This window comes from Nostoc sp. (assembly GCF_036916735.1).
Taxonomy (GTDB): Bacteria; Cyanobacteriota; Cyanobacteriia; order Cyanobacteriales; family Nostocaceae; genus Nostoc.
This window is the reverse complement of sequence record NZ_JBALFV010000101.1, coordinates 33,118-57,751: the sequence shown is the minus strand read 5'-3', so window position 1 is coordinate 57,751 and position 24,634 is coordinate 33,118. Positions and strand designations below refer to the sequence as shown.

The following is a 24,634-nucleotide window of genomic DNA, read 5'->3' as shown; positions in this document are numbered from 1 at the left end:
AAGCGGTTATTTATAAAGCAAATGTTAATTTTTAGTATGTTGCTTGGTAAACATAATTATGATTACATCCCTTAAAAGGGCGGTTACAAAGCGCAGCTACACAGAGAACAGTCAAAGTGTCGTGCTGACTGACATCCCGCCAAGAACTTAAGTTCTGTGGTTCATAGTTCAAGTCCACTTAAGTGGACTGAAATTTTCGCTTTGATCTAGGATAATCATATACATCGTTTAAAATTCTGTATTTAGTCCTCTTGAGAGGACTTTCGCTATTATCCTTAGAATAAATTCCAAGGCAGAATAGCAACGAAGCAGAAGATTTACAAGTATGTTAGTAATTACAAGGAATTTGACCCCTTGTTAAAAGTAAATAAACTTTCCTTACAGTATACTCGTGTATTTTTAGATATGCGTTGACGGCTCGCACCAAAGGTATCGTTCATGCTTTTAATTACTATAAAGAAAGCTGATAATAATGTCTAATAGTACACAAACTTGCTAACCATAATTTGTTAGTAATATAAAATCTACTTAATAACGAGCTATCTTTTGATATTCAATTAGTAAGTAAATAATTATTAATGAGTAAATTTCTTCAGTCTCTAATTTTACTGGGATGGAATATTATAGTTATAAAATCAGGACTTCTACAAAATTATTCAGTTGACAAAATTCGATTTTTCTGCCATTGTTAATAACAAGTTCATCTGAAATTTTAGTTCATTTTCATAAGCGCTTCGTTGTTATTGAAAGCTAAGTTTCCCGGTTAGCGCTATTGTATTTGACGCTACTGGATTAGATGCAAAATTAGGATATAACTTAGGAAGCTTTGAAGTAACACCACCATTAATTTCCACGCCACAATAGTGAGTTTGGGCGGCAAAAGCGTACAACAATTCATATAAAACCAATTTAGAGCCATCCACTTGATTAAGGTAGAACTTTAGAGGAAAAGCCCCTTGATAATTTGCGGATGAGTCAATATCTAATCGACTAAATATAACCAGGCTATCCCCTAGAAAACAGAATAGGAATGAAAATATGGCAGTAAATAAAGAAAGCCGATTATTCACAAAACCCGTAGGGCGATCGCAAGTAATTTTAGCAGCTTCTCTGACTTTGGCGGCGGGATTAATAGCTTTTTATAGTTTGGTACCGTTTTGGTCTAAACCTAAAGTTGTGACACCACAAGCAAATCCTCCAAAAGCTGCTACTCCTGTGAAAGTTGCTGTGACAGCCTTGGGACGTTTAGAACCAGAAGGCGAAGTTACTTCTTTAACTGCTCCCGCTTCCAGTAACGGGGTGCGAGTAGAAAGACTGTTGGTAAAAGAAGGCGATACGGTTAAAGCAGGGCAAGTACTGGCATATCTAGAAAATTATGGTCGTTCTAGAACCGCATTGCAACAAGCTTTAGACCAACTGCAAGTTGCCAAAGCTAAACTAGCGCAGGTTAAATCTGGAGCGAAAACCGGAGATATCGATGCTCAAAAGGCAGCGATCGCAGGTTTAGAGCCAAAATATAAAGGAGACGTTGCTACCCAAGAGGCAACAATCGACCGTATCCAGGCTGAAGTAGACAATGCTCAAGCCGAGAATAATCGTTATCAGCAATTATATAAACAAGGTGCGATCGCGGCTTCTGTAGCAGATACCAAAGCTTTGCAACTAAAGACTACACAACAGCAGCTAACAGAAGCACAAGCTACTCTCAAGCGGACTCAAGACACATACCAAGAACAACGCAAGCAAGCACAAGCGCAACTCACCAGTATTAGCGAAGTGCGTAGTGTAGATGTTCAGGTAGCACAAACCGAAGTCAACAGTGCAACAACTTCTGTTCAACAAGCAAAAGCCGACTTGGATTTAAGTTATATTAAATCTCCCATAAATGGCAAAATTTTGAAAATTCACGCCAAAACCGGAGAAGTCATCAGCACCAGCCGAGGATTTGCTGAAATAGGTAAGACATCTCAAATGTATGTGATTGCAGAGGTGTATCAAACCGATGTTCAAAAAGTGCGTGTAGGACAAAAAACCACAATTACCAGCACTGCATTTACTGGAACAATCAAAGGAACTGTAAAAGAAATTGGTTGGCAAGTTGACAAGCAAAACATCTTCAGCCTAAACCCTGGCTCAGATACAGACCGCAGAATAATTGAAGTGAAAATATCGATCGATAGTCCCGCAGATAGTGAGCGGGTAGCTCGTTTAACCAACTTACAAGTGGATGTCGCCATTCATATTTAGTCATAGGGCATGGGGCATAGAGCATTGGTCATTCACAAATGACAAATGACAAATGACAAATGACAAATAAATCCATGATTTTCAAAATTCCTTTAGGATGGCTACAGCTAGCCCAGCAAAAAGTTCGTTTACTAGTAGCTGTAGCTGGGATTGGTTTTATTGTGCTGTTAATGTTTGTGCAACTTGGTTTTCAAGATGCTCTTTATTCAAGTGCGACCGCAGTACATCAGAATCTCAAAGGAGATTTATTTTTAGTTAGTTCTCAATATAAATCTTTGACCTCAAATCAAAGTTTTTCGCGGACTCGTTTGTACGAATCTCTGGGGTTTAATGGCGTAGAGTCAGTTAGCCCGATGTATTTGCAATTTGCCAAACTGAAGAATCCAGCAACTGGTGAGAAATATTCAATATACGTTATTGGTTTCGATCCAGGTAGACCTGTGATAAACATCCCAGAAGTTGAGAAAAATTTAGATAAACTGAAAATTCCTGATGTCGTGCTTTTTGACCGGAGTTCTCGCCCAGAGTTTGGCCCAATAGCTAAAAAATTTGATGCGGGAGATACTGCACAGACAATTGAAATATTTCCCTTCAATTCATTAATTGGCTATAGAGTTAGAATTGCTGGCTTATTCAGCTTAGGGCCTTCCTTTGGGGTAGACGGTAATTTACTTGTCAGTGACTCAACTTTCTTGAGGATAAATCCCAATAGTCGTCCAGCAGATATGATAGATGTCGGTTTGATTTCCCTCAAACCTGGTACTAATGCAGAAACAGTACTGAAAAATTTGCAAGCAACTTTGCCTAATGATGTCCAAGTTTTTACACGCCAAGGCTTCATTGATTTTGAGAAAAAATATTGGGCTGTTAGAACACCTATTGGTTTTATACTTAACTTGATGTTGACAATGGCTGCGATTGTTGGTGTGGTTATTGTTTATCAAATTCTTTACAGCAATATTGCTACGCAGTTCGTTGCTTACGCTACTTTAAGAGCCATAGGTTATGCCAATAGATATTTATTAAATATGGTATTTCAGCAAGCTTTAATTTTGGCAATATTAGGTTATATTCCCGGATTTATAACTTCTGTTTTGGTATATAGTTTTGCAGCAGAAGCAACTAAATTACCAATATTGATGACCATTAATAATGCACTTCTTGTCTTAACTTCAACAGTTTTGATGTGTATAGCATCAGGAGCACTTGCTATCAACAAACTCCGCTCCGCAGATCCAGCAGATATTTTCTAGCTATTGTTAGCAGCAAAATAATTTAATGATTTTGTTCTGATATAGGTTTATCAATAAGCTTTGGTGCAGACTATCTATAGAAAAATTACTCTTTATACCTATTTTAAATTTTAGGTTAAAAGTCTTTACTTAAATAAAAATTAGGTATAAAGTTGAAATTTTTTATCTAACAACTCAAATTCATCTGTTTAACAATCATCCCGAATTTATGAACCTCAAAAACAAAACTCTCCTAATCACTGGGATTAATCAACTTGTCGGTTTGCGTACAGCCGAATTAGCTATAGCGCAAGGAATAAATGTTCGTGGACTGCAAAGTTCTACAGAACAAAACAAACAATTACAGAACTTAGGGATTGAAGTAATTATTGGTAGTATCACCGATTCTACCATAGCTCAAAAAGCTTGTCAGGGAGTAGATATCGTTTTACATACAGAGCAAATTGCCGAAGAAGCTGGCGCAATTAACCATTTTCGTGATGTGAATGTTGGCGGTACTGTCAATATAGCTAAAGCTGCTAAACAAGCTGGTGTCAAAACATTTGTGCATCTATCCAGTGTGATGGTTTACGGTTTCAACTATCCTAATGGTATTACAGAATCTGGGCCACTCTCTGGTGAAAATAATCCATACTGTCAAACGAAAATAGAAGCTGAAGAAGCACTCTTAGAACTCAATAATCCTTCAGATTTTGGTATCATCATTATTCGAGCCGGAGATGTTTACGGGCCAGGAAGTATTCCCTGGATAGTCAGACCAATTCTGATGATGCGTCAAAAATTATTTGCTTATGCCAACGATGGTAAAGGAGTAATCAATCATGTATATATAGATAACTTGATTGATGGTATCTTTCTTGCAATAGAAAAAGAAAGCTTTGGTGAAATATTTAATATCACCGATGGACAAGAAACTTCGTGGAAAGAGTATTTTATGCGTTTAGCAGCAATCGAAGGTTTATCAGCACCCCTTGCATTACCAAAAGATGAAATAAAGTTGTTTCTTAAGCTACGCGTTCAAGGACAAAAACTTTTCCGCAAAAAAGTTGATATTTTACCAGAGTCTATAGATTTTATGACTCGTCCCTATGCTTGTTCTATTGTCAAAGCACAAAATCTGTTAAATTATAAACCAACAATTGACTTAGAATCAGGAATGCAGCGAACACATGAATGGTTGCAAAAAACAGATATTCAAAGCTTGATTAAATAGTCTTTTGGGAGTAGGGAGAATAGAAGAATTAGAAGAGTAGGTTGGGTTAAGCATAAGTGAAACCCCACAAAGCCTTGATAATTAATGTTGGGTTTTGTTCCTCAACCCAACCTACTAAATTCTGACTTCTGGATTATTACGTTGCATCTGCCTAACAATTATCTGCAATTAAGCAATAATCCACAGGTTTTTAGAATCTTTGTTTTATATGAGTAGCAATCAGCCACGATTGAGCATCGGATTACCTGTATACAATGGTGAGAAATTTATCAAAGAAGCCATAGATTCACTCTTGGCTCAGACCTTTGAAGATTTTGAGCTAATTATTTCAGATAATGCATCTACAGATAAAACTGAAGAAATCTGTAGAGCTTATGCCGAGCAAGACCAACGTATTTGTTACTACCGCAATGATAGTAATATCGGTTGCGCTCGTAACTTCAATCAAGTTTTTAAATTGTCTTCGGGTGAGTACTTTAAGTGGGCAGCCTATGATGATCTACATGCTCCAGATTTTATCAAGAAGTGTATTGATGTGCTTGACCAAGATCCTACTATAATCTTGTGTCACTCCCAGACATATTTCATTGATGAAAAGGGCAGTTTTCTCCAAAATTACGATATCAAACTCAAGGCAGATGCATTAAAACCACATAAGCGTTTTCACGAATTGCTGACCAAGCATTTATGTTATCAATGTTACGGTGTAATTCGCGCCAGTGCCTTGAGAAGGATACCGCCTATGGGTGGTTACGGTAATGCAGATGGAATTCTCTTGTTAAGACTTGGTATTCTCGGTAGGTTTTATGAAATTCCTGAATACCTATTTTTTGCCAGAAGCCATCCACAACAATCAATGAGTATGTATTTCCCTAATTATTTGTCGTTTACTAACAACACTAAAAAACACTCATTGAGTATGCTGCCTGATTTCTATGCGTATGCAGTATGGTTTGATTCAGCAAAAAAAGGACAAATTTTATTGCCACATTGGAGAATACTTTGGGAGTATATACTCTCTATATGGCGTAGTCCCTTGAGTTTGTATGAGCGGCTGTGTTGTCATAGAAGTTTACATCAGCAGTTAAAAGGGGCAGAATATCTTCTGCTGAAAGATTTGCTAATGGTGGTGCAAAAACTTTGGAAAGGTTGGCAAGCAGCATCAATTAAAAAACAGCAAGTCACACTTTGAACAAATAAGTTAAAAAATAAAAGCTGGTAAATACAGCTTTTATCAACCCACAAATCACCTATTATTCGCTACAAAATTATGTTGAAACTATCTCAAGTTTGTCATGTTTTGCTTGCTACATTAGTAAGCTTCAGCTTTGCTAAAACAGTGAATGCAGAGCCAACTGCAACACTAAATGTTGTAGTAAATGGAATACATCACCAGAAAGGTGAGATTTGCTTGAGAGTTTACGCAAGTGAAAAAGGATTCCCAATGAGTAATTCTAGTGGCTCTCAAAGTGGCTGCGCTAAGATTACTGGCAATTCTGTAAAAAAACAATTTTTCGGTTTGAAGCCTGGAACTTATGCTGTCGCTGTAGTTGATGATCAAAATGGCGATCGCAAACTCAATAAAGACTTTTTCGGTATTCCCAAAGAAGGTTTTGGGATTTCCAAAAATCCAACTGTGTCCATACAAACAGGTACACCAAAGTTTCGTGATGCTAGTTTTGTTGTAAACAAAAATACAACTATCAATATCATCATGAAATATTCGCTGGATTCATAAAGGAGTGGGGACTGGGGACACTTCTCTTCTCTACGAGAGGCTGCGCCAACGAGACGCTTTGGGTAGCTTGCTTCCCCAAAGGGGTACCACAAGCGCTAGTTGAATCTCGACTTGGCTCGATTACCGCGTAGCCGAAACTCGATTTTTGCAAAGTCGAAACTCAGTGCATCGCTGGGGACTGGCTCTCTACAAGAAAGATATTTCTGATTTCCAATCCCTAATCCCCAGTCCCTAATCCCCAATCCCTTATTCTGTCGGAGACTAAAAACTTAATGGAAGATTTGGCTATATTTCTATCTAAGTCTTTAATGGGTTGGTTGGTTATTCAGGTATGTTTAACGCTTGTCTTTATATGGTATCTGCGCTCATCTAAAAAAAAATTATTACCAGATGATCAGTTACCCAAAACAGCAGTGATTCTTTGCTTACGCGGAGCCGATCCGTTTTTGCCTAGATGTTTGCGATCGCTCCTAAATCAAAACTATCCACAATATGATTTAAAATTGATCGTTGATAGTCAGGAAGACCCCGCTTGGAAAATTGCCAGTGAAACCATCACAGAGCAAGAAGCGACCAATGTTCAAATCAGCCCTTTGAGAATAGTACGCAATAATTGTAGTCTCAAATGCAGTTCTTTAATCCAAGCTGTGCGTGAGTTGGATGATTCTTACAAAGTGGTTGCTTTAGTAGATGCTGATACCATAGTCCATGTGAATTGGCTGCGAGAATTAGTCAGTCCTTTGGGGGATGCGAAAATAGGAGCAACAACAGGTAATCGTTGGTATGTACCTACAGGCAAATATTGGGGATCTTTAGTACGGTACGCTGGCAATGTATCCACAGTCGTGCAAATGTTTCTCTTCCAAATCCCTTGGGGTGGGACTTTGGCTGTGAAAACAGAAGTACTTCGCCAAACAGAACTGCTAGATAAGTGGGGACAAGCTTTAGGCGAAGATTTTATGATGCACAACATCCTTAAAAAACAGGGGTTGCAGGTAAAGTTTGTGCCTTCGCTGCTGATTGTAAATCGTGAAGAGACTAATTTATTCAACTTAATAGATTATCTCAAGCGCCTCATTCTTTGTTCTCGACTGTATCACCCACGTTGGTTAGCTTTAGTTAGTGAAGCTGTTTCTAGCATTTTGTTTCCTACTGCACTGATCATTTTAGTTCTTGAGTCGTTATTAGAGGCAAAATGGGAAGCTGCGGCTCTCTTGTTAGACTGCTATGGTGTCTATACTGTTGGGTTACTCTTGATAATGCTCGTGTTGGAATTAGAGATACAGCGAGTAGTTCGCTCTAATGACCAGGCGATGCCTATCAGCAAGCCCTTGCACGTCTATGCAAAATTATCAGTTGTTACAATCATCAAAATGTTGATTGCGATTCCCTTAACACAGTGGGTTTATGGGTTAGCGATGCTATCATCTCTCTGGGTTTCAACAATTACTTGGCGCGGTGTTTCCTATCGGGTTCAAGGGCCTTGGAATGTCCGGCTAATCGAATATCGCCCTTATCAATGGTTGGATCAGCCTATTGATAGTAAGGTTTCTCTTTAAACTAAATCGTTAAATACGAACTAGGGCATGAAAGTTATTACACTAAACATTCCCTAGTCTTAAAATTATATAATCTTATATTTAGTAGAACTATTTTAACTATAACTATTGTAAAAATACACGTTCTACTTGTTAATTATCAGGATGCATTTAGATTAATGGTAAGAATTTAGACAAATATATTAAGGGGTATTATGACTTAGTATTTTGGAGGTTTTGATAGTTTATAATTCAGGTTTATAAACATCCTCTTCACAATCAAAAACTTCAGCTAGTTGAAAATGTGTAAATACTTAGTCTAACTGTATTTGTGAGAATTTCTGAGCCAAATAATTAGGATTTTCATGAAACTTTTACTGCGTAAATCCTAAATTCAAAACCAGCATTCTCGTAAAATATTTCCCTTTTTATGACTAAAAAACCACTTCGCATTGCACTGTTTACAGGATTGTATGCTCCTTTCCTAACTGGAGTTTCCGTCGCAGTACACCAACGGGTTCGTTGGTTGCTAGAGCAGGGACATGAGGTTTTTTTAATCCATCCGCAAATCAACGATCGCTACCCCAAAAATGTTGGCGATCGCCCCATGCCAAGTTTAAATGAAATTCAGTCTTTTCCCAACTTCTCTGCTTACGCATTCCCCACACAACCACTAGTATTTTACAAGTCTCTTCCTCAACCGTTGAACTATCGACATTGGAGCGATACCAAGTTGCTGGAGAAATTCCAGCCCGATATTATCATAGTTGAAGAAGCCGCGCAAATGAGAGGATTATACTCATTTTTCTTGCAAGGTTATGGTCGCCCTATCGGTACGGAATACGCAAGACGAACAGGCACACCAACAATATCACTCTTCCATACAGATATCGTTGCATATATCAAATATTACTTTGGGAATAAATTCTTTAACTTGGTTCGTCCCATAATTCCCATTTTAGTCAAGCAATTTAGTGAGTCTTATGACTTCAATTACTTTTCTTCTAAAGAACAACTCACTAAATACGAACAACTGAAGTGCCAACGCGCCGAATACGTCCCTTATCAAGGCATCGATTGCGAAAAATTTCACCCGCGAAACATTTGTTATAACCCAATTCCTAACGACAACCGACCAACTCTTTTATTTGTCGGACGCATCACCCCGGAAAAGAATGTCAACCAACTGCTTGACATATTTCCGCTCATCGCTGCCAAAATCCCTGATGTTCATCTGGTGATTGTTGGTAGTGGCCCACTAGATGAGGAAATTCGTCAGCGTGCCGAAAAATTTGGATCGGGTATTACTATATGGGGCGAGTCTCACGGTACAGAACTTTTAGGTTGGTTTGCTAGAGCGGATGTTTTTGTCAATCCCTCCATTACGGAAAACTTCTGCACTACAAATAACGAAGCCCTAGCGTCTGGAACCCCTCTAGTTGCAGTTATTGCACCCTCAACCTCAGAACAGGTATTTCCTGGCCGTAACGGCTTTCTTGCCCAACCTAACAACCCCATTGACTTCGCCCAAAGGGTGATTGAGATTTTAGAAAATCCTAATTTGAAAGCAGAGATGACTCGGCAGGCTCGCCCCTCTATACTTGACTTTGATTGGTCGGCATGTATGCAAAAACTTGAAGATAAAATCTACCAAATCGTTGAAGAAGACAGGAGGAGCAAATCATCCAGTCAGGGAGAGGTTCATCGAACTCAGGTTAATTAGCGATCGCTTGAGTTTGACAAAGCCTCTTAGTTCAAGGGTGCGATCGTAGACTGCGTAGCATAGCCTTAGCGAGGCGGGGTTGTTCAAATTTAATAAGCTAATCAAGCGGACATGATATAAGTCCAGCCACCTAAAATTCAAACAAAGCCTGCATAAGCAGGCTTTGTTTATAACCCTAGACTAAATCTCTATGGGCGCTTTCATATTTTTACAGGTGATTGAACAACTAATTTCAATCAACTGCCCTCTTGACTGCGTTGCCTGCATCTTCAGCTGTGCGCTGAACATTTTTACCAGCATCTTCAGCCCCACGCTGAACATTTTTTGTCACATCTTCGGCTGCATTTTGGGTATTACCCTTGATATTTTCAATTCCTCGCTGAGTCCCTTTAACAAGACCTTTCCGAACTTCTTCAACTGAACTGCCGATATCTTCACCGAGATTTTTCCCTCTTTGACCCAAGGGTGTACCTTCCTTGAAATTGCGGACATATTCCCCTGGACTTTCAACCCCTTTCTCATCAATCCTCTTTTCAGCATTTCTTGCCATCGCATCAGCTTTGTCATTCGCTGCCTTTTCATCTGTCGCTCTAGGATCTACATCACTAAAGTTATTTATCCCACCAGCAGGAGAAGAGAGAGGATAATCTTTTGTAGGATCATATCGTTGCTGAGTATAACTTGATTGCTGCTTTTCAGGCTGTGGTGGTTGTGTTGCTACTCCTGGAGCACCACAAGCTTGTGTCATAAACAAGAATATTCCTGCAAAAAAAACAGTTAAAACTTTCAAGGGACGAATGCTTTTGAGCCAATTCATTGCTTTTTTCATACTTCTACTCCGTGCATTTTTGCGACTAAGTTAAACTTCAACCAAGATAGCATTTTGAATTAATTTTACATCCAAGAATTCAGACAAAATAAGAGTTCTATCTGCCTGCTGCTGGATTTGGCTGTAATTCCGGTCTAGCAGCACCTTCATCTGCCTTATTTTTCAAAAAACTAGAGGCTTCTTCAACATTCTCTTTTACAGCCTCAATCCGATCTTGAATCCGATCTCCTACCTTTGGTTCATTCTGAATCAAACCACCTGGTTCAGGTTCTCGGAAGTCCTTGTCTGTGATAATTGGTAATTCTGCTTCTTTCTCGATTCGACCTGCTGGTGTCTCAGCACCAGGATAAAGTATCTTGGATTCTCTATCTGTTGTAGCAATCAACAATTCCGAACTTGGTTGTAAGCTAGCTTGGTCGCGTCCCTGATTGGCTTTTGGGTTTGCTACTTTCGGATCAGTAGACATTCTGTAGTTGTTATAGTTGTCTCCACCATTCTTATAAGGATTGTTTGCTCCACCAGCTTGTACAGCAGGATTTTGTGGATTTGCACCTTGAGCATTTGCCCCACTACAAGCAGTGCTGACTATCAATAATAGTCCAGCTAAAAAGATAGTTACTATCTGGCGCAATCTTATTTTTTTCAAGAATAGTCTCACAGTGTTCACGTAGTCCTCCTTCCCAAAATATTAATAAGTTAAGAGTTTGCTGAATCTTTGGAATGGTCAGCAAGTTATTGTGCTTGTTTTGGTTCGCTCATTCGATAACGTATTTTAAGGATATGAATAAGAAAATGCACTTGACCTCTAGCGCAGGCTACATTTTAATTACCATATAAATAATATTTTTATCTAACTCTAGAGAGATATAAAATAAAGTAATATAGGTTTTCTAAAAAGAACTACATCAACCTGTTTGATACTTCAAAAGCTTTGAATAGATCCTTTATATACTGTAATAGTTGAGGCATTGGCCCCTTGTTGCTCTAACCGTTAAATTACTAAATTCATGAAGCAATTTTTACGTTGGATAATTTTGGGCGGAACGCTGTTTTTTTTAGCGAAAGCTCTGAAGGATAATTGGATTGGAGTAACTGCTATCCGCATTAATGGGGTAGGATGGGCAATTATAGCGATCGCTACAGGCGTTACTTTACTAGCACATACTTGGGCTGGCTGGATCTGGACTTGGATTCTGCAAGAATTAAATCAACCTGTATTTCCTCCCCAGTTCATTCAGGTTTACCTAAAAACGAACATAGCAAAGTATTTACCAGGTAATATCTGGCATTACTACGGGCGAATTATCGCCGCCAAAAATGCCAATGTTTCTACTGGTGCAGCTACCTTAAGCGTTTTGCTAGAACCCCTACTTATGCTAGCGGCTGCTTTAATCATTATTGTTTTATGTAGTAGCCAATTTGCGGCAGCTAATAGTACTTTTGTTCTGCAAATACTACAATTGCTGAGTTTAGCTGTAGTCCTTTGTGCGATTCATCCTTGGTTTTTAAACCCAGTTATTCGCTTTTTGTACAAATTGAAAGCAAAAAAGTCTGCTGCTACCACTCAGCCAACTGTTCCCTTCAGTCTTAAAAGCTATCCCTTACGGCCTTTGTTAGGAGAATTGGGCTTTATGGGATTACGCGCCACTGGGTTTATATTAACTATCTTCGCCTTAGGTTCGTTGAATGTGAATCAAATTCCTTTGTTATTAGGGGCTTTTAGCTGCGCTTGGTTGTTGGGGCTTGTTATTCCAGGTGCGCCTGGTGGGTTAGGTGTGTTTGAAGCGACTGCTTATGAACTTTTACGATATTACTTTCCCTCTGCCCTAGTATTTAGTGCGATCGCTCTATATCGCCTCATTAGTATTCTAGCTGAAGCTGCGGGTGCTGCTTTGGCTAGCTTAGACGAACGTCTTGCTAAATCATAAATCAGACAACATTCATTTTTGTTTATCTACCTTCATCTGTGAAAACACCCGATAAGCATCCAGATTTAACTGCGGATTACTGCTTTGGTCTTGTTCTATCTTAATCAAGTTGTATTCTACATTTTCTGTGTATATTGCAAACGTTATATTAAAAACTTCCATAAAATTGATTACCCACTTACACTCATCTTCAGGATATTTTTCGTAATAATGAATCAGATGAGCAATTTTAATTTCTAAATGCTTACGGGAATTTCTAGAAATCAAAATAGTCTTTAATAGTAGAATGACTAATGTTAAAGAGTGACCTTGGGTAAGCAATAATATAAATAATAACGAAGGTTCTTTACCGTTTTGTGTTGTAAAACAATCAATTACTCGATTACAGGTTCTAAGAAATAATTCTTTAGTGATAATTTCTTGATTATATTCTTCTTTCCATAAAGATAAAAGTTCTGCAAATTGCTGCTGCAAAGTCTTAACTAATTCTTGATTATCTACAGAAAAAAATAGATACTTTTCTATACTTAATTTAAACTGTTCAAGGGTTTGCCCTTGAGTTTGCTTAATAAATATATTGGCAATGTTCTCATAGCTAAACGCACCCTTTTTTAAAACAATTGCTTTTATTAAACGCAGAACATTATCTCCAAAGACACTGGGATTTTTGTAGCGTGTTGTGCTTGAGACAGTAGATTGAGAACGAGCAATATACATTGCTAGTTCAAACTTATATTTTTCTTTTATCTGTCTAGAAAGCTTTCTGGCAGCCTCTTGTTGCTCTCTTGGATTATTTTCATTAACAGATTGAGCTACTAATAAATAGGAAGTGTAGCGATTAGCCCAATGACCTTTATGTAATTCTTCGTGTTTAGCAGCAAATAGGCTTATTTCTTGATAGTCTTTGCTGTTTATAAAATTTTCTAGCCAACTTTTACAGATATTTACACCTGGAAAATAATTGGCTTTGACTTTTAGGTTTTTGCTAGCAAATAAATTAATTAATTCTTTAATATATTTATCTTTTCTATGAGTTTTCCAAGTATTAATTATTATATATATACAGCGTTTAATGGTATTACGAAATTCCTGTTCTTTATCATTTAAAAAAATCTTGTATATCTCAGGTATATAATGAGAATATTCTAAATCAAGACCGTCTATAAAAAAAGCTTTGAATTCACGTAAAACTTCATCTGGCGACATTGTATTAACAATTTTTATGAAGAAGGTATAAAGCTCTTCTTGTGCAATTTGCACATTTCCCTGTCTAGAGTTAGACGTAATACAATGCGGATATTCCTGACTAATTGATAAACTATTTGGGGTCATTTCAGTTATCAGGATAAAAATATTTTATGTTTCTATTATTACCAGCTTAACCTTGGTGAAAAATAGTATCAATCTATTTTTCAGATATTCAGCAATCTTTTTACACAAATTTGATAAACTTCGGCTATAAATAAAGTATTAAACATAAATTGTTAAATCCTTTATCAAATAATCCAGTGGAATTGCTTACTTTTATAGCGATTCTCATTTGAATAAACTACACGGGTTGGGACACGGTATTACCCATACGTGTCAACTAAAGCTTAACTGTTGGCTTCCTCACCTGCCTGCAATTAAAGTTCAAGGCTACAAGCTTAGTCTACTGAAGTAGACTAAAGATTCTTAAGTATATACCTATTTGATATTAGTAAGGAACTTCAGTTCGTTGCAGGACATGACTTTTAGGTTAAGTTGACACCAATGGGGATTACTGTGTCCCTATTCCTATTCATTTATATATTATGCAAACATTATGCAAAAAGACTTTTATACTTTGTATAGGAGTCTTTTCGCATGTGAAATGGGGGTGGAGGGACTTGAACCCACACGACCTTTTACGGTCAACGGATTTTCATTCTCCCGCAGTTTTCACTGCTACCTGATGGCTTTAGCAAAGTCAGGATTTTGAGAATTGGACTCTCCCTTTACCCTCGGCTTAACGTTAGGGTAGCTCCCGTCGGGTCTCTGCACCTTCCCTGAATTTTGGATTTTAGACTTCGGCTTCTCTACGAAACGCTGCGCGTAGCTTGCTTCCCCGTAGGGGTGCGCTCAGTCGAACGATTTTGAATTTTGGATTGTAGATTAATCGCAAATCTCAAATCGCAAATCTCAAATTTCTGGGCTTGGCTCAGGATTGCCATGTCTGTTACCAGGTTTAGGTTTCCCTGAGTTTGAGAGCTTCCACTTGAGGGATTTCTCCTTCAAGGCTCAGTTATCTAAGTCCGTAGCGTCTACCATTCCGCCACACCCCCGTAGGTGTTTTGCAACTAGTATAACTAGTTATTTCTTAGAGGCAGCAAATACCTCCTCATCTATTCCACCATCAATTGTGTCTTTTGTCCAACTAGATTAAAAATATTTTTTCCAGATTGAGTGATCGCTTTCTAGAGTTGCAAGTTTTCTTTGTTTCCTGGTAATCAATCTGGATGAGTTTTCGATCTTGTTTGACTATAACATTTGTTTGCTGGTAAGATTCTAGATCATACCATAAAAATACCTGTTGTCAATCAATCTTGACTATAGTTTCCTCAGTTTCGCTCTTCAGCCTATGATGGAAAACAGATGCTTAAGACTTGAAAGTTTATGATTGTCGCCCTGTTGTATCTGATTTTGGCTGGAGCTTACCTTCTGGTAATCCCAATTGCTATTTTGCTGTACTTGAAGCTGCGTTGGTATGTAGCTACCTCCATCGAGCGTACCTTTATGTACTTTTTGGTGTTTTTCTTCTTTCCAGGTTTATTGGTTCTATCGCCGTTTCTAAATTTTCGACCCCAACGGCGACAAATTGAAGTTTAACTAAATTAGGTAGGTCATCACTCTCATGCGACGGATTGACGCTATTGGAATTGGCTTGGGCGTTTTTATTGCTGGCGGCTTGGCTTATGTAGGATTGCAGCTAGTCGGTTTGGATAATCAGCAAGCTGGTATATGGAGCCAAGTCTTACTAATCAGTGGGTTAGTTGGCTGGTTAGCCACCTATTTTTTCCGTGCGGTGGGACAAAAAATGACCTACCACCAACAACGGGAACAGTATGAGCAAGACTTTCTGCAAAAGCGGTTAGATGAACTTACTCCTGAAGAACTAGCACGAATTCAAGCCCAAATAGAACAAGAAGAGCAATCTCAGGTGTAAATATCATTGGTCAGTTGTCGTTTGTCTTTGGTTTAGCTACAAATGACCAACGACTAATGACCAATAGCGCAAGACGGAAGTCAAAAGTCAAAAGAATTCTATTACAAGCTTTTGCACTATTTGAAATGGTATGTTTATTTACACCGTGCTGTATTAGTGACTAATGACTGCTATTACTGATTGCTTTGAAACCCTTGGGTACAATGGTGAGTGCGCTCTGATTCCGTTTATTACTGCTGGCGATCCAGATTTAGAAACAACAGCAAAAGCGTTGGAGGTTCTAGATCGTAGTGGAGCTGACATTATAGAACTGGGTATACCCTATTCTGATCCTCTGGCTGATGGGCCAGTAATTCAAGCTGCTGCTACTCGCGCCTTACAAAGGGGAACGAAATTAGAGCAGGTGCTAGAAATGTTGCAAGGGATTACTCCCAAATTGCGATCGCCTATTATCCTATTTATCTACTACAACCCAATTTTGCATCGGGGAATTGAAAAATTTCTCTCTTGTGTTGCGGCGGCGGGGGTTGCAGGATTGGTAGTACCAGATTTGCCCTTAGAAGAAGCAGCAGGCTTGCTCCAATCGGCTAGTGAGATGGGAATTGACGTAATTTTGTTAATCGCTCCCACCAGTTCTGCTCAACGCATAGAAGCGATCGCTCGTTCTTCCCAAGGATTTATTTATTTAGTCAGCGTCACAGGAGTTACAGGGGTGCGATCGCAACTGGAAAATCGCGTGTCTGATTTACTCCAACAAATTCGTAGTGTTACTGATAAACCTATCGGTGTAGGCTTTGGCATCTCCGAACCTGCTCAAGCCCTTCAGGTAAAGGAATGGGGCGCAGATGCAGCGATCGTGGGCAGCGCTGTTGTAAAACGATTAGCAGAAGGGACACCAGAGCAGGGACTTTCGGCGATCGCCCAATTTTGCCAAAGTCTCAAAGTTGCCATGAAGACCAATAGCACCAGCCCAAATACTCCTGTTGATTAGACGGAGAAAGTAGATTAAAAAAAGTATACCAGCGCAGTTTTTCTATGCTTGTTTGGTAGACAATTTGACCATTATGGTTTTGAATATTAACATCAGATATCATCATGTAAAAAAACTAGCTGATCCGGTCGCTTATAGTTTGAGTATTATGTGAAGTCAAGTAGGCATAATTTATGAGTGTGAGAGTGAATCAGTCACAAATAGTTATAATTAGGTCGCAATTGAGGAGCAAAGGCGATGAGTGAGAGTATGGCGTTTATCGGCGGGGTTGCCGTAGCTGGGCTGGCGGCTCTCGTATTGCTCAAAGGAACAAATCTACAGCCTAACTTTGCTGTTGCTCCGCAAATGCCAGGGACTGTAGTAGCGCCGGGAATGCAGCCACAAATGTATCCTTATGGGCCTTATGGGCAACCAATGTATCCCGGTCAGGTTCAGCCATCAACTGCTCCCAATACTGATCAGCGTCTGGAGATGGAAAAGCTAAACACACAGATGCAGTTGGAACGTTTAAAAAACGACAATGAACAGCTGAAGTTGCAAAATCAACAACTCCAAGGCCAAGTCCAAAATTTCAATACTCAGCAGCAGTGGCAATTAGCCCAGCAGAATAACCAACAAAAAGTAACAGCACTCCAGCCGCAAAATTCTTGGTGGTCTTCACCCGTGCTTTGGGCTGTAGGAGGCGCAACTCTCACTATTGGTGGTGGTGTTGTCGTCGCTGGGGTATTGGCTTTATTCTCACCACGGCAGCGCCCAGCCCGTACTGTACAAGTGATTCACCCTTACCAAGGAAATACACCACCCTTGGTTCCAGTGCGTCGCGCCGAGTTTTTGCCTGCTTCGCGGATGGAAGCAAGACGAGTTGAAGCCCCAGAATACGACGAAATGCAGTAATAACAAAAAATATCGCACAAAGCATCTAGGTAAGAGATATACAGGGTAACACTGTTAAAATACTGCCTAGATGCTTTTTTTGTACATGAGTGATTAATCAAGCTTAAAAAGCGGATGAAACTCAAAAAACTGGCAATGTCTTCTCTACGAGACGCTACGCGTAGCTTGCTTCTCCGTAGGAGTACGACGAACTGTGCTTACGTAGTATTATTAATCATCATATTTGGTGTAGCTTGTCAACCTGTGAATAAGGTTGCCATTTATGAGAAAAATAATGGTAAGCAACCCCTCCAGGCTGAACTTTTAGCTAAAATTGCTGTCGGATATGCAAAATTAGGACAACAGGATAAAGCCTCGAAGTTATTAGCCCCAGCTATTCAGACTCTCAAAATAAATGAGTTTATTTACAATAATAGACGCGACTTATTAGAGCAGTTGGGAATTGTTTACCTAGAAATGGGACAATACGACAAAGTACTTCAAGTAGCAAAATCTCTTAAAGTATACGAGCCAAGGTACAGTAATATTGGGTTAAAACATATTACTACTCGCTTAATACAAGTAGAGCAATACGAAAAAGCCCTTCAAATTGCTAAATTAATATCAATAGATGGTATTAAATATATCTTTGAAGACGTTAGCTTTTTATCTCAAGATACTACTAGCATTGCTTCTCAATCGATATTAATGTCTGAAGTTGCACTTAAGTATGCACAAGCAGGACAAAAGGCTCAAGCAGAACAGATATTAGTACAAGCACTTCAAAAAGCTAAAGCCAGTGATGAAATAGCTGAAATCGCACTCAAATATGTACAAATTGGGCAAAAGGCTCAAGCAGAACAGATATTAGTACAAGCACTTCAAAAAGCTAATACCACTGATGAGATGGCTGAAATTGCACTCAAATATGCACAAGTTGGACAAAAAGCAAAGGCATTGCAAGTGCTAGCGCAAGCCTCACAAAATGCACAATATCCAAGAGTTATCGCTAAAGTGGCTGTTAAGTATGCACAAGTTGGACAACAGGCTAAGGGAGAGCAGCTGTTAGCCCAAGCCCTTCAAAGTATTAAAAAGGAAAAAGATGGTGGAGCAAAAAATTTTGAATTGCCTGATATTGCTATTAGTTATGCAGAACTGAGGCAATGCAACCAAGCTATTGAGACTGCCAATTCTATAAAGGGTTTCCCTTCTGAAGCATTTTTTAAAGACGCTAATATCACTCATGATGGTTTAATTATGGGTTATACATCAGATGTGTTTGCTGAAATTGCTGAGAAGTGTGCAGCAGCAGGGCGATATGAGCAAGCTTTTCAAGCGATCCAGAAAATAAAGTTCTCTGATAATAAAAGCGAAGCCTTGCGTGTAGTTGCTGTTGAGTATGCAAAAAAGAGTCAATACAAGCAAGCTTTTCAAGTACTTAAAGAGAATCTTGAGTCTGACTATAACAAAGCTTTGCTTTCGTCAGAGCCTGACTATATCAAAGCCTTGCTTTTGTTAAATTCTGAATCTAACAAAGCCTTAGCTTTGCCTAAAATTGTTGAGCAAGCTACTCAAGTAGAACCACCTGCTAAAGCAGAGCAGGTATTATCTCAAGCACTTGAAGTTGCTAAAACTATCAAAAGCCGTGATGATAAAGTTAAGGTGATAACTGCGATCGCTATTGGGTACGCACAATTACAACAAAAAGATAAAAGCGAGCAATTATTAGCACAAGCCCTTCAAATCGCTGAAAATATACATCAATAAAAGAGAAATTAGTTCAACATTGATAGGTAAAGTAATAAGATTATCTATTACCTATTACCAATATATGCTGAAACATTATAATTAACAAACTTTGATTTCACAAACCGCTTTTAGGAGTTTCTGTAGCATTAGGACTCTCTCTAGTGGCAGGTTGCTTAGTATCAGGAAGTTTCTGTTGGGTACTCTTTTGATTACCTAGATTTTCTAGTTTAGGTAATGCCTGTTTTGCCAGATTTTCGGCTGCTTGTTTAAATAATGGTTCTATTCTATTTCGCCAATATTGAGTATTAGGCAACTTTTCTGGATGGTTTCTATAATCTAAAACTTTATCCCATTTACCATCATCTATTGCTTTATTGATCTCATTAGATAACGCCTCTGCCTTAGCCCAATCTTGCTGCCACTGGGCAATCATTTTGCCCGTTTCTTGGATACCAGAAGCAGCATTTGCCGGAACCGATTTTAAAAGTGCGATCGCTCTAACTATATCTCCTGATTCATACTTCTTTTTTGCTTGTTCTATAATATTGGCATTGTTATCAGTAGGCTGCGATTGCTCTGTTTTCCCAGCATCGTCAGTTGACCCCTTCAGCTTTTCTGGTAATGGAGTTACTACATCCCTAGATTTTGGTTTTGCCTTGGGAGTCGGTCGAGTCGCAATCAAGCTACTATCATCTACAATCTTAGTGGCAATGCCTTTTTCGCTCAGGCAAGAACCCCATTCTTGATTATTGGTTATCACATTCGAGCCAACCCAAGCCAAACGACCAGAGTTAAGTTTAACTTCTATCCAACCTCGTTTTGTCCGTTTGCCAGTCACCTCAAAACTGGTGTTATCGGCAACTGTTTGCACAATATCAGAATTTATTGAACTAGGTTCAGAACGAATATTAGAATTTTTGGCAATAATAGCCGAGCATTTGTTTGCTAAGGCGGTATCCTTACCTGTAAGATTAAAAGCTAAATTTTTCACACTTGGGGATATATTTGCTACCAAGGCAGCTGTACCACCCGCCAATAATATGCCAATTAATATCGGCCATGGGTCGAATTTGTCAGAGTCTTTAGGCGCAGGTTTATCTGGGACAGGATTTGCCGGTGCAACTGCAACCGTTTGCAGCCGAGAAACTTGAGGTTGGGATTTAGCTACTTGGTAACTAGAATTTTTGGCGGATTCTTGAGGTATGGAAAGTGCTGGTATTGGATTAATCGCCTCTTTACATGCTTGCAGCGCTTCTGTGGCATTTTGGTAGCGGTCTTTGAAGTGATAACGCACCATTTTAGACAACACTGCCGCCAGCCGATGGTTCACGGTTACTGATTGCTGCCAGATGATTTCGCCTGTGTCCGGGTCTTCTTGCAATTCTGTTGCCTGTAATCCTGTTAATGCTTGAATAGCAATGATACCAAGGGAATAGATATCGCTATTGGGACGGGGTTTACCTTGCCCTTGTTCTGTGGGCATATACCCAGGAGTGCCAATAACCACTGTAGCATAGGGTTGTCCGCCCACTGTTACCAGTTGTGTACGCAGTTGTTTCACTGCTCCAAAGTCTACTAAAACTAATTTATTATCTGAGGCACGACGGATAATATTATCCGGTTTAATATCGCGGTGAATCACGCCTTGACGGTGGACAAATTCGAGAATTTGCAAAACTTCTTGCAATAGTTGAATTACTTCGCTTTCACTCCAGCCCTTACCAGATATAAGTTCCTCAGCTAGGGTGTGTCCTTCAATATATTCTTGTACTAAATAAAATTCTTGGTTTTCGTCAAAGTATGCTAGCAGCCTGGGTATTTGGTCATGATTGCCCAGTTTTTCTAAAGTTTCGGCTTCGCTGTTGAACAGGCGTTTAGCAGTATCAAAAACTCTAGGGTCAGTTCCGGGTTTGAGGTGCTTGACAACGCAGAGGGGATTGCCTGGTCGCCTAGTATCCTGGGCAATGTAGGTTTGACCAAATCCTCCCATTGCAAGGACTCGAATTACTTGGTAACGATGGTCTAGTAGCTTGCCTATCATGTTCACTCCCCAGAGTTATTACCTAATTTTCCAGCTGGTAATAAATATCTCCAAATTTTCTTCAATGAAATCCGCTATCTTGAGAAAAGATTTAGATTAAAAACGCAGCTTTTTAATAAACGCAGACTGTTTATTTTTCTTTTAGTGCCCCTGTTTACTACCAATGCCACCTAAAATAACAAACTCAGTTGCATGGCAGCAGGCTGAAATCCTCATGCAACCTGCTTTCATTCGCGTTATCGACAATATCCGCAAGCAGCTTGATGAATCTTCTTGGACAGGAACTTACCACGATGTCTTGATTTGGCCGCCTAGCACCACTGATGAAATCAAAGCATTGGTGACTGAGTTGTTGCAAGCAATAGAAACTGCAACGCCCCAAGAAGCAGATGAAATCAAAGAGACTCTGGCTCGTCTGCCGATGCCCCATCCAGGATATCATCTACGTTTGCAGCGTCAACAGCAAGAAGCGAGTATCGATTTGTGGGAACTGTGTTACGAAGTGTGTTTTATTGAATACACCCCAGAGAAGGAAGTTGCTGATATTGATACTAGTTTAATTGATGAATTGGGTGAAGTCGATTGGCAGCGTTTGGATGCTAAGGCAAAGGAGTTAGTTGAGGAGGCGTTTGCTAAATTGCCAGAGAGTTAAAGCCCTCAAAATAGAATACACTAACAAAGCCCACCTGTGTGGGCTTATAAAGTAAGGCGATCGCTTTTTCAACCTATCTGGAATGTGGAAAGTGATGCTTTAAGAAATATATTAAGTTTAACTATTGTAAAATCATCAGTTGATATGTCTTTTATCGATGAAATTAATTCTGTTAACGCATTAATTGTGGGAGCCAGCCAAGGTATTGGTTTGGGTTTTGTAAAACAATTGCTACAAGATGACAGAATAGCTAAAGTTTATGCAACTTCTCGTCAACCGGAATCAACTTCTGATTTAATAGCTCTTGCAAGCGAAAATTTTGAGCGATTAATTTGTTTAAAGATGGATATTAATGATGAATTACAGATTGTTGAAGCTGTGAAAAAAATACATACCCAAGTTGATAAACTGCATTTGGTAGTCAACTGTGTAGGACTGTTGCATGAAGATACTTTGCAACCAGAAAAAAGCTTAAGACAGATAAATTCAGAAAATTTGCTGCGCTATTTTCAAGTAAATAGTATTGGTGCTGTTTTACTGGCTAAAAATCTATTGTCTTTGTTTCGTCATGGAGAACGCAGCGTGTTTGCCACTATTTCTGCTAAATTAGGCAGTATTGGCGATAACCAACTTGGTGGATGGTATGGCTATCGCGCTTCTAAAGCAGCACTCAATATGTTGATGCGAACTGCGGCAATTGAGTATAAAAGAAGTTGTCCTAAAGCATTAATAGTCACATTGCACCCTGGTACAACTGATACGCGCCTTTCCCGTCCTTTCCAGAGAAATGTACCTGCGGACAAATTATTCACAGTGGAACGCACCGTTACCCAATTACTGACTGTCATTGAACAGCTTCAAGAAGGCGATAGTGGACAGTTTTTCTCATGGGATGGGAGCAGATTGCCTTGGTAACTGCGTTACGTTGGTGTTAGTGAAATTTACGTTATTTATTAACTCCACGTCTAGTTATCACTTTCTGAGTTTTACCTTGTGGAGCAATTCGTCTTTAATGCGGTTGAGAATTGAAGTCTCATCCAGGTTTGCCAAAATCCGATTAATCACTGCTTTCGGTCCATCAGGCCCCCAAGTAGCGCCGTTGGCTAAATAAACTTTGGTAACTTGTCCAATCCCGTAAGAAGAAACACCAGCTACTCCCCCTTGGGTGATTGCTACCGATATATAAGGGCCTAGCGCAATGCCACCTGTAGCTGTTGCAGAGATACCAAGTAAAGTTTTTAATCCACTCAAGCCCAAGTTTGCTAACAATTCACTAGCACCAATTCCACCCATACTCAGGGCAATTTTTTGTAGCAATTGTACAGCCCCGGCTTCGGTCATGGAGAAGCCATAGAGTTTAGATAAACCCAAAATCAGAGCAATATCAATGACCACACTACTTAGAATATCTACCACAGTTACGGGATTAAGTGCGATCGCTAATGCCTTAGTCATCACAGCCTTCCAAATCAACTGATTGGCATTCACCTCCCGAATCATCAGTTTTCGTTCTATCAACTGCTCATTTACGATATCGGCATAAAGCATGGTATTGAGGGCAACCAAAGCTTTACCCTCACGATGCAGAATCTCCAATATTTTCAGCTTGAGTTCCTCAACTTGGGCATTACCTGTATGCAACTGTATGCTCCTAGTACCATCAGGGCGACGAATCGCCGTCTTCACCAAGGGCGATGCCGCAGCCATGACAATTTCCAAAGGTGTGAGCAATTCCCGCACCCTCTCATCCCGGATTTTGTGATAAATTGCCATCCGGTCTGCTTCTGGATACTGGTCTACTTTGTTAAATACCAAAATGATCGGTTTACCTGCTTCCCGCAACTGAGAAAGGGCAGTGTATTCTAGCTTTGTCATGTCACCAGATATTACAAATAGAATCAAATCCGCTTGTTTGGCAATCTGTTGAGCTAACGCAGCACGGGTTGCACCATCTACTTCGTCTAACCCAGGAGTGTCAATTAATTCCACCTGCGATTGACCTACACTAGGGAGAGTGACCCGAAGGGCACGTTCAGTTTCTCCAATGACTTCCTCACTAATACTCCAATTAACTCTTTGTGCAGCACGGGTGACACCGTGCAGCGGCCCAGTTTCAAATACTGTTTGCCCAACCAAAGCATTAAGTAGCGAAGACTTACCACGTCCCACCATGCCAAAAGCCGCAATCTGCACCACCATACGGTCTAACTTCCCCAGCATAATTTCCAAATCAGCAATTTCCGCCTCTAACCCAGTTTTTTCCTGGGGGGTGAGGTCGAGATTGGCTACCAAGTTTCGCAACGCCGTTTGTGCTTGTTTATAGTTCAGTTCCGTCTGAATATCTTCAAAACTGAAAATGGCACTATCCAGTTCTTCCTCCCAACTGAGAGAATTTGCATTAGTGTTGGCAGAATCACTCTGATCAGGTTCAGGCATGGGCAATATCGAAGTCATATTAATTTTAGATTTTAGATTTTAGATTTTAGATTTTAGATTTTAGATACACCCCATTTACTATGCTAGTTATTTTTAGGAGCGGTTTAGCAAGATGAGACAGAGGCAACAGAGAAAGAATAATTTTTACTGCCCAATGCCCCATCCCCCATGTCCAATGCCCAATGCCCAATGCCCAATGCCCAATGACTAACAAAAAGTCATAAACTGAAAAATGCATC

20 protein-coding genes are annotated in these 24,634 nt (G+C 39.5%); 15 read left to right on the top strand and 5 right to left on the bottom strand.

What is annotated here, in order from left to right; translation table 11 throughout:
- Window positions 1-1,038: 1,038 nt before the first annotated feature.
- The 7 genes from V7L20_RS23775 (at window position 1,039) to V7L20_RS23745 (ending at window position 9,712) form a co-directional block, all read left to right on the top strand.
- The gene (locus V7L20_RS23775) at window positions 1,039-2,247 is read left to right on the top strand and encodes an ABC exporter membrane fusion protein (protein WP_334746445.1); all 1,209 of its coding nucleotides are present in this window, start codon (window positions 1,039-1,041) and stop codon (window positions 2,245-2,247) included.
- Between the two features lie 74 nt (window positions 2,248-2,321).
- Window positions 2,322-3,500 carry an ABC transporter permease DevC gene (devC, locus tag V7L20_RS23770; protein WP_334746656.1) on the top strand — a complete coding sequence of 393 codons (1,179 nt, stop codon included), beginning with the start codon at window positions 2,322-2,324 and terminating at the stop codon, window positions 3,498-3,500.
- Between the two features lie 208 nt (window positions 3,501-3,708).
- On the top strand, window positions 3,709-4,713 hold the full coding sequence (locus tag V7L20_RS23765; protein WP_334746444.1) for an NAD-dependent epimerase/dehydratase family protein: 1,005 nt from the start codon (window positions 3,709-3,711) through the stop codon (window positions 4,711-4,713).
- Window positions 4,714-4,921: 208 nt separating this feature from the next.
- Window positions 4,922-5,905: a glycosyltransferase family 2 protein gene (locus V7L20_RS23760; RefSeq protein ID WP_334746443.1), complete on the top strand. Its 984-nt coding sequence runs from the start codon at window positions 4,922-4,924 to the stop codon at window positions 5,903-5,905.
- Window positions 5,906-5,983: 78 nt separating this feature from the next.
- A complete protein-coding gene (locus V7L20_RS23755; protein ID WP_334746442.1) occupies window positions 5,984-6,451 on the top strand; it encodes a DUF2141 domain-containing protein in 468 nt (155 codons plus the stop codon).
- Window positions 6,452-6,723: 272 nt separating this feature from the next.
- On the top strand, window positions 6,724-8,010 hold the full coding sequence (locus tag V7L20_RS23750; protein ID WP_334746441.1) for a glycosyltransferase: 1,287 nt from the start codon (window positions 6,724-6,726) through the stop codon (window positions 8,008-8,010).
- A 409-nt stretch (window positions 8,011-8,419) separates the two neighbouring features.
- Window positions 8,420-9,712 carry a glycosyltransferase gene (locus V7L20_RS23745; protein WP_334746440.1) on the top strand — a complete coding sequence of 431 codons (1,293 nt, stop codon included), beginning with the start codon at window positions 8,420-8,422 and terminating at the stop codon, window positions 9,710-9,712.
- A 232-nt stretch (window positions 9,713-9,944) separates the two neighbouring features.
- On the opposite strand, the gene V7L20_RS23740 is transcribed toward V7L20_RS23745, so the two are convergent.
- Both V7L20_RS23740 and V7L20_RS23735 read right to left on the bottom strand, forming a co-directional pair.
- Window positions 9,945-10,541 carry a hypothetical protein gene (locus tag V7L20_RS23740; protein WP_334746439.1) on the bottom strand — a complete coding sequence of 199 codons (597 nt, stop codon included), beginning with the start codon at window positions 10,539-10,541 and terminating at the stop codon, window positions 9,945-9,947.
- Window positions 10,542-10,638: 97 nt separating this feature from the next.
- On the bottom strand, window positions 10,639-11,208 hold the full coding sequence (locus V7L20_RS23735) for a DUF6658 family protein (RefSeq protein WP_334746438.1): 570 nt from the start codon (window positions 11,206-11,208) through the stop codon (window positions 10,639-10,641).
- Window positions 11,209-11,548: 340 nt separating this feature from the next.
- On the opposite strand from V7L20_RS23735, the gene V7L20_RS23730 reads away from it, so the two are divergent.
- The gene (locus V7L20_RS23730; protein ID WP_334746437.1) at window positions 11,549-12,469 is read left to right on the top strand and encodes a lysylphosphatidylglycerol synthase domain-containing protein; all 921 of its coding nucleotides are present in this window, start codon (window positions 11,549-11,551) and stop codon (window positions 12,467-12,469) included.
- Between the two features lie 12 nt (window positions 12,470-12,481).
- Here V7L20_RS23730 and V7L20_RS23725 read toward each other — a convergent pair whose 3' ends face one another.
- Window positions 12,482-13,801, bottom strand: coding sequence for a hypothetical protein (locus tag V7L20_RS23725; protein ID WP_442943619.1), 1,320 nt, complete (start codon window positions 13,799-13,801; stop codon window positions 12,482-12,484).
- Window positions 13,802-15,103: 1,302 nt separating this feature from the next.
- On the opposite strand from V7L20_RS23725, the gene ndhL reads away from it, so the two are divergent.
- From ndhL to V7L20_RS23700, 5 genes are all read left to right on the top strand, one after another.
- Window positions 15,104-15,316: an NAD(P)H-quinone oxidoreductase subunit L gene (ndhL, locus tag V7L20_RS23720; RefSeq protein ID WP_334746435.1), complete on the top strand. Its 213-nt coding sequence runs from the start codon at window positions 15,104-15,106 to the stop codon at window positions 15,314-15,316.
- 25 nt (window positions 15,317-15,341) lie between these two features.
- On the top strand, window positions 15,342-15,653 hold the full coding sequence (locus V7L20_RS23715; RefSeq protein ID WP_190891582.1) for a DUF3007 family protein: 312 nt from the start codon (window positions 15,342-15,344) through the stop codon (window positions 15,651-15,653).
- A 163-nt stretch (window positions 15,654-15,816) separates the two neighbouring features.
- Window positions 15,817-16,644: a tryptophan synthase subunit alpha gene (gene trpA / locus V7L20_RS23710; RefSeq protein ID WP_334746434.1), complete on the top strand. Its 828-nt coding sequence runs from the start codon at window positions 15,817-15,819 to the stop codon at window positions 16,642-16,644.
- A 237-nt stretch (window positions 16,645-16,881) separates the two neighbouring features.
- Entirely contained in the window at window positions 16,882-17,538 is a 657-nt protein-coding gene (locus V7L20_RS23705) for a heterocyst differentiation related protein (RefSeq protein ID WP_334746433.1), read from the top strand.
- Window positions 17,539-17,973: 435 nt separating this feature from the next.
- Window positions 17,974-19,284, top strand: coding sequence for a tetratricopeptide repeat protein (locus tag V7L20_RS23700; RefSeq protein WP_334746432.1), 1,311 nt, complete (start codon window positions 17,974-17,976; stop codon window positions 19,282-19,284).
- Between the two features lie 97 nt (window positions 19,285-19,381).
- Here V7L20_RS23700 and V7L20_RS23695 read toward each other — a convergent pair whose 3' ends face one another.
- Window positions 19,382-21,307, bottom strand: coding sequence for a protein kinase domain-containing protein (locus V7L20_RS23695; protein WP_334746431.1), 1,926 nt, complete (start codon window positions 21,305-21,307; stop codon window positions 19,382-19,384).
- A 163-nt stretch (window positions 21,308-21,470) separates the two neighbouring features.
- Here V7L20_RS23695 and V7L20_RS23690 point away from each other — a divergent pair, with 163 nt between their 5' ends.
- Together V7L20_RS23690 and V7L20_RS23685 are read left to right on the top strand one after the other, a co-directional pair.
- Window positions 21,471-21,959, top strand: coding sequence for a hypothetical protein (locus V7L20_RS23690; RefSeq protein ID WP_334746430.1), 489 nt, complete (start codon window positions 21,471-21,473; stop codon window positions 21,957-21,959).
- 144 nt (window positions 21,960-22,103) lie between these two features.
- Complete coding sequence (locus tag V7L20_RS23685) at window positions 22,104-22,874, top strand: SDR family NAD(P)-dependent oxidoreductase (protein WP_334746655.1); 771 nt, start codon at window positions 22,104-22,106, stop codon at window positions 22,872-22,874.
- Between the two features lie 57 nt (window positions 22,875-22,931).
- Here the strand turns inward: V7L20_RS23685 and V7L20_RS23680 are convergent, their stop codons facing one another.
- Window positions 22,932-24,413 carry a GTP-binding protein gene (locus V7L20_RS23680; protein WP_334746429.1) on the bottom strand — a complete coding sequence of 494 codons (1,482 nt, stop codon included), beginning with the start codon at window positions 24,411-24,413 and terminating at the stop codon, window positions 22,932-22,934.
- Window positions 24,414-24,634 lie beyond the last annotated feature (221 nt).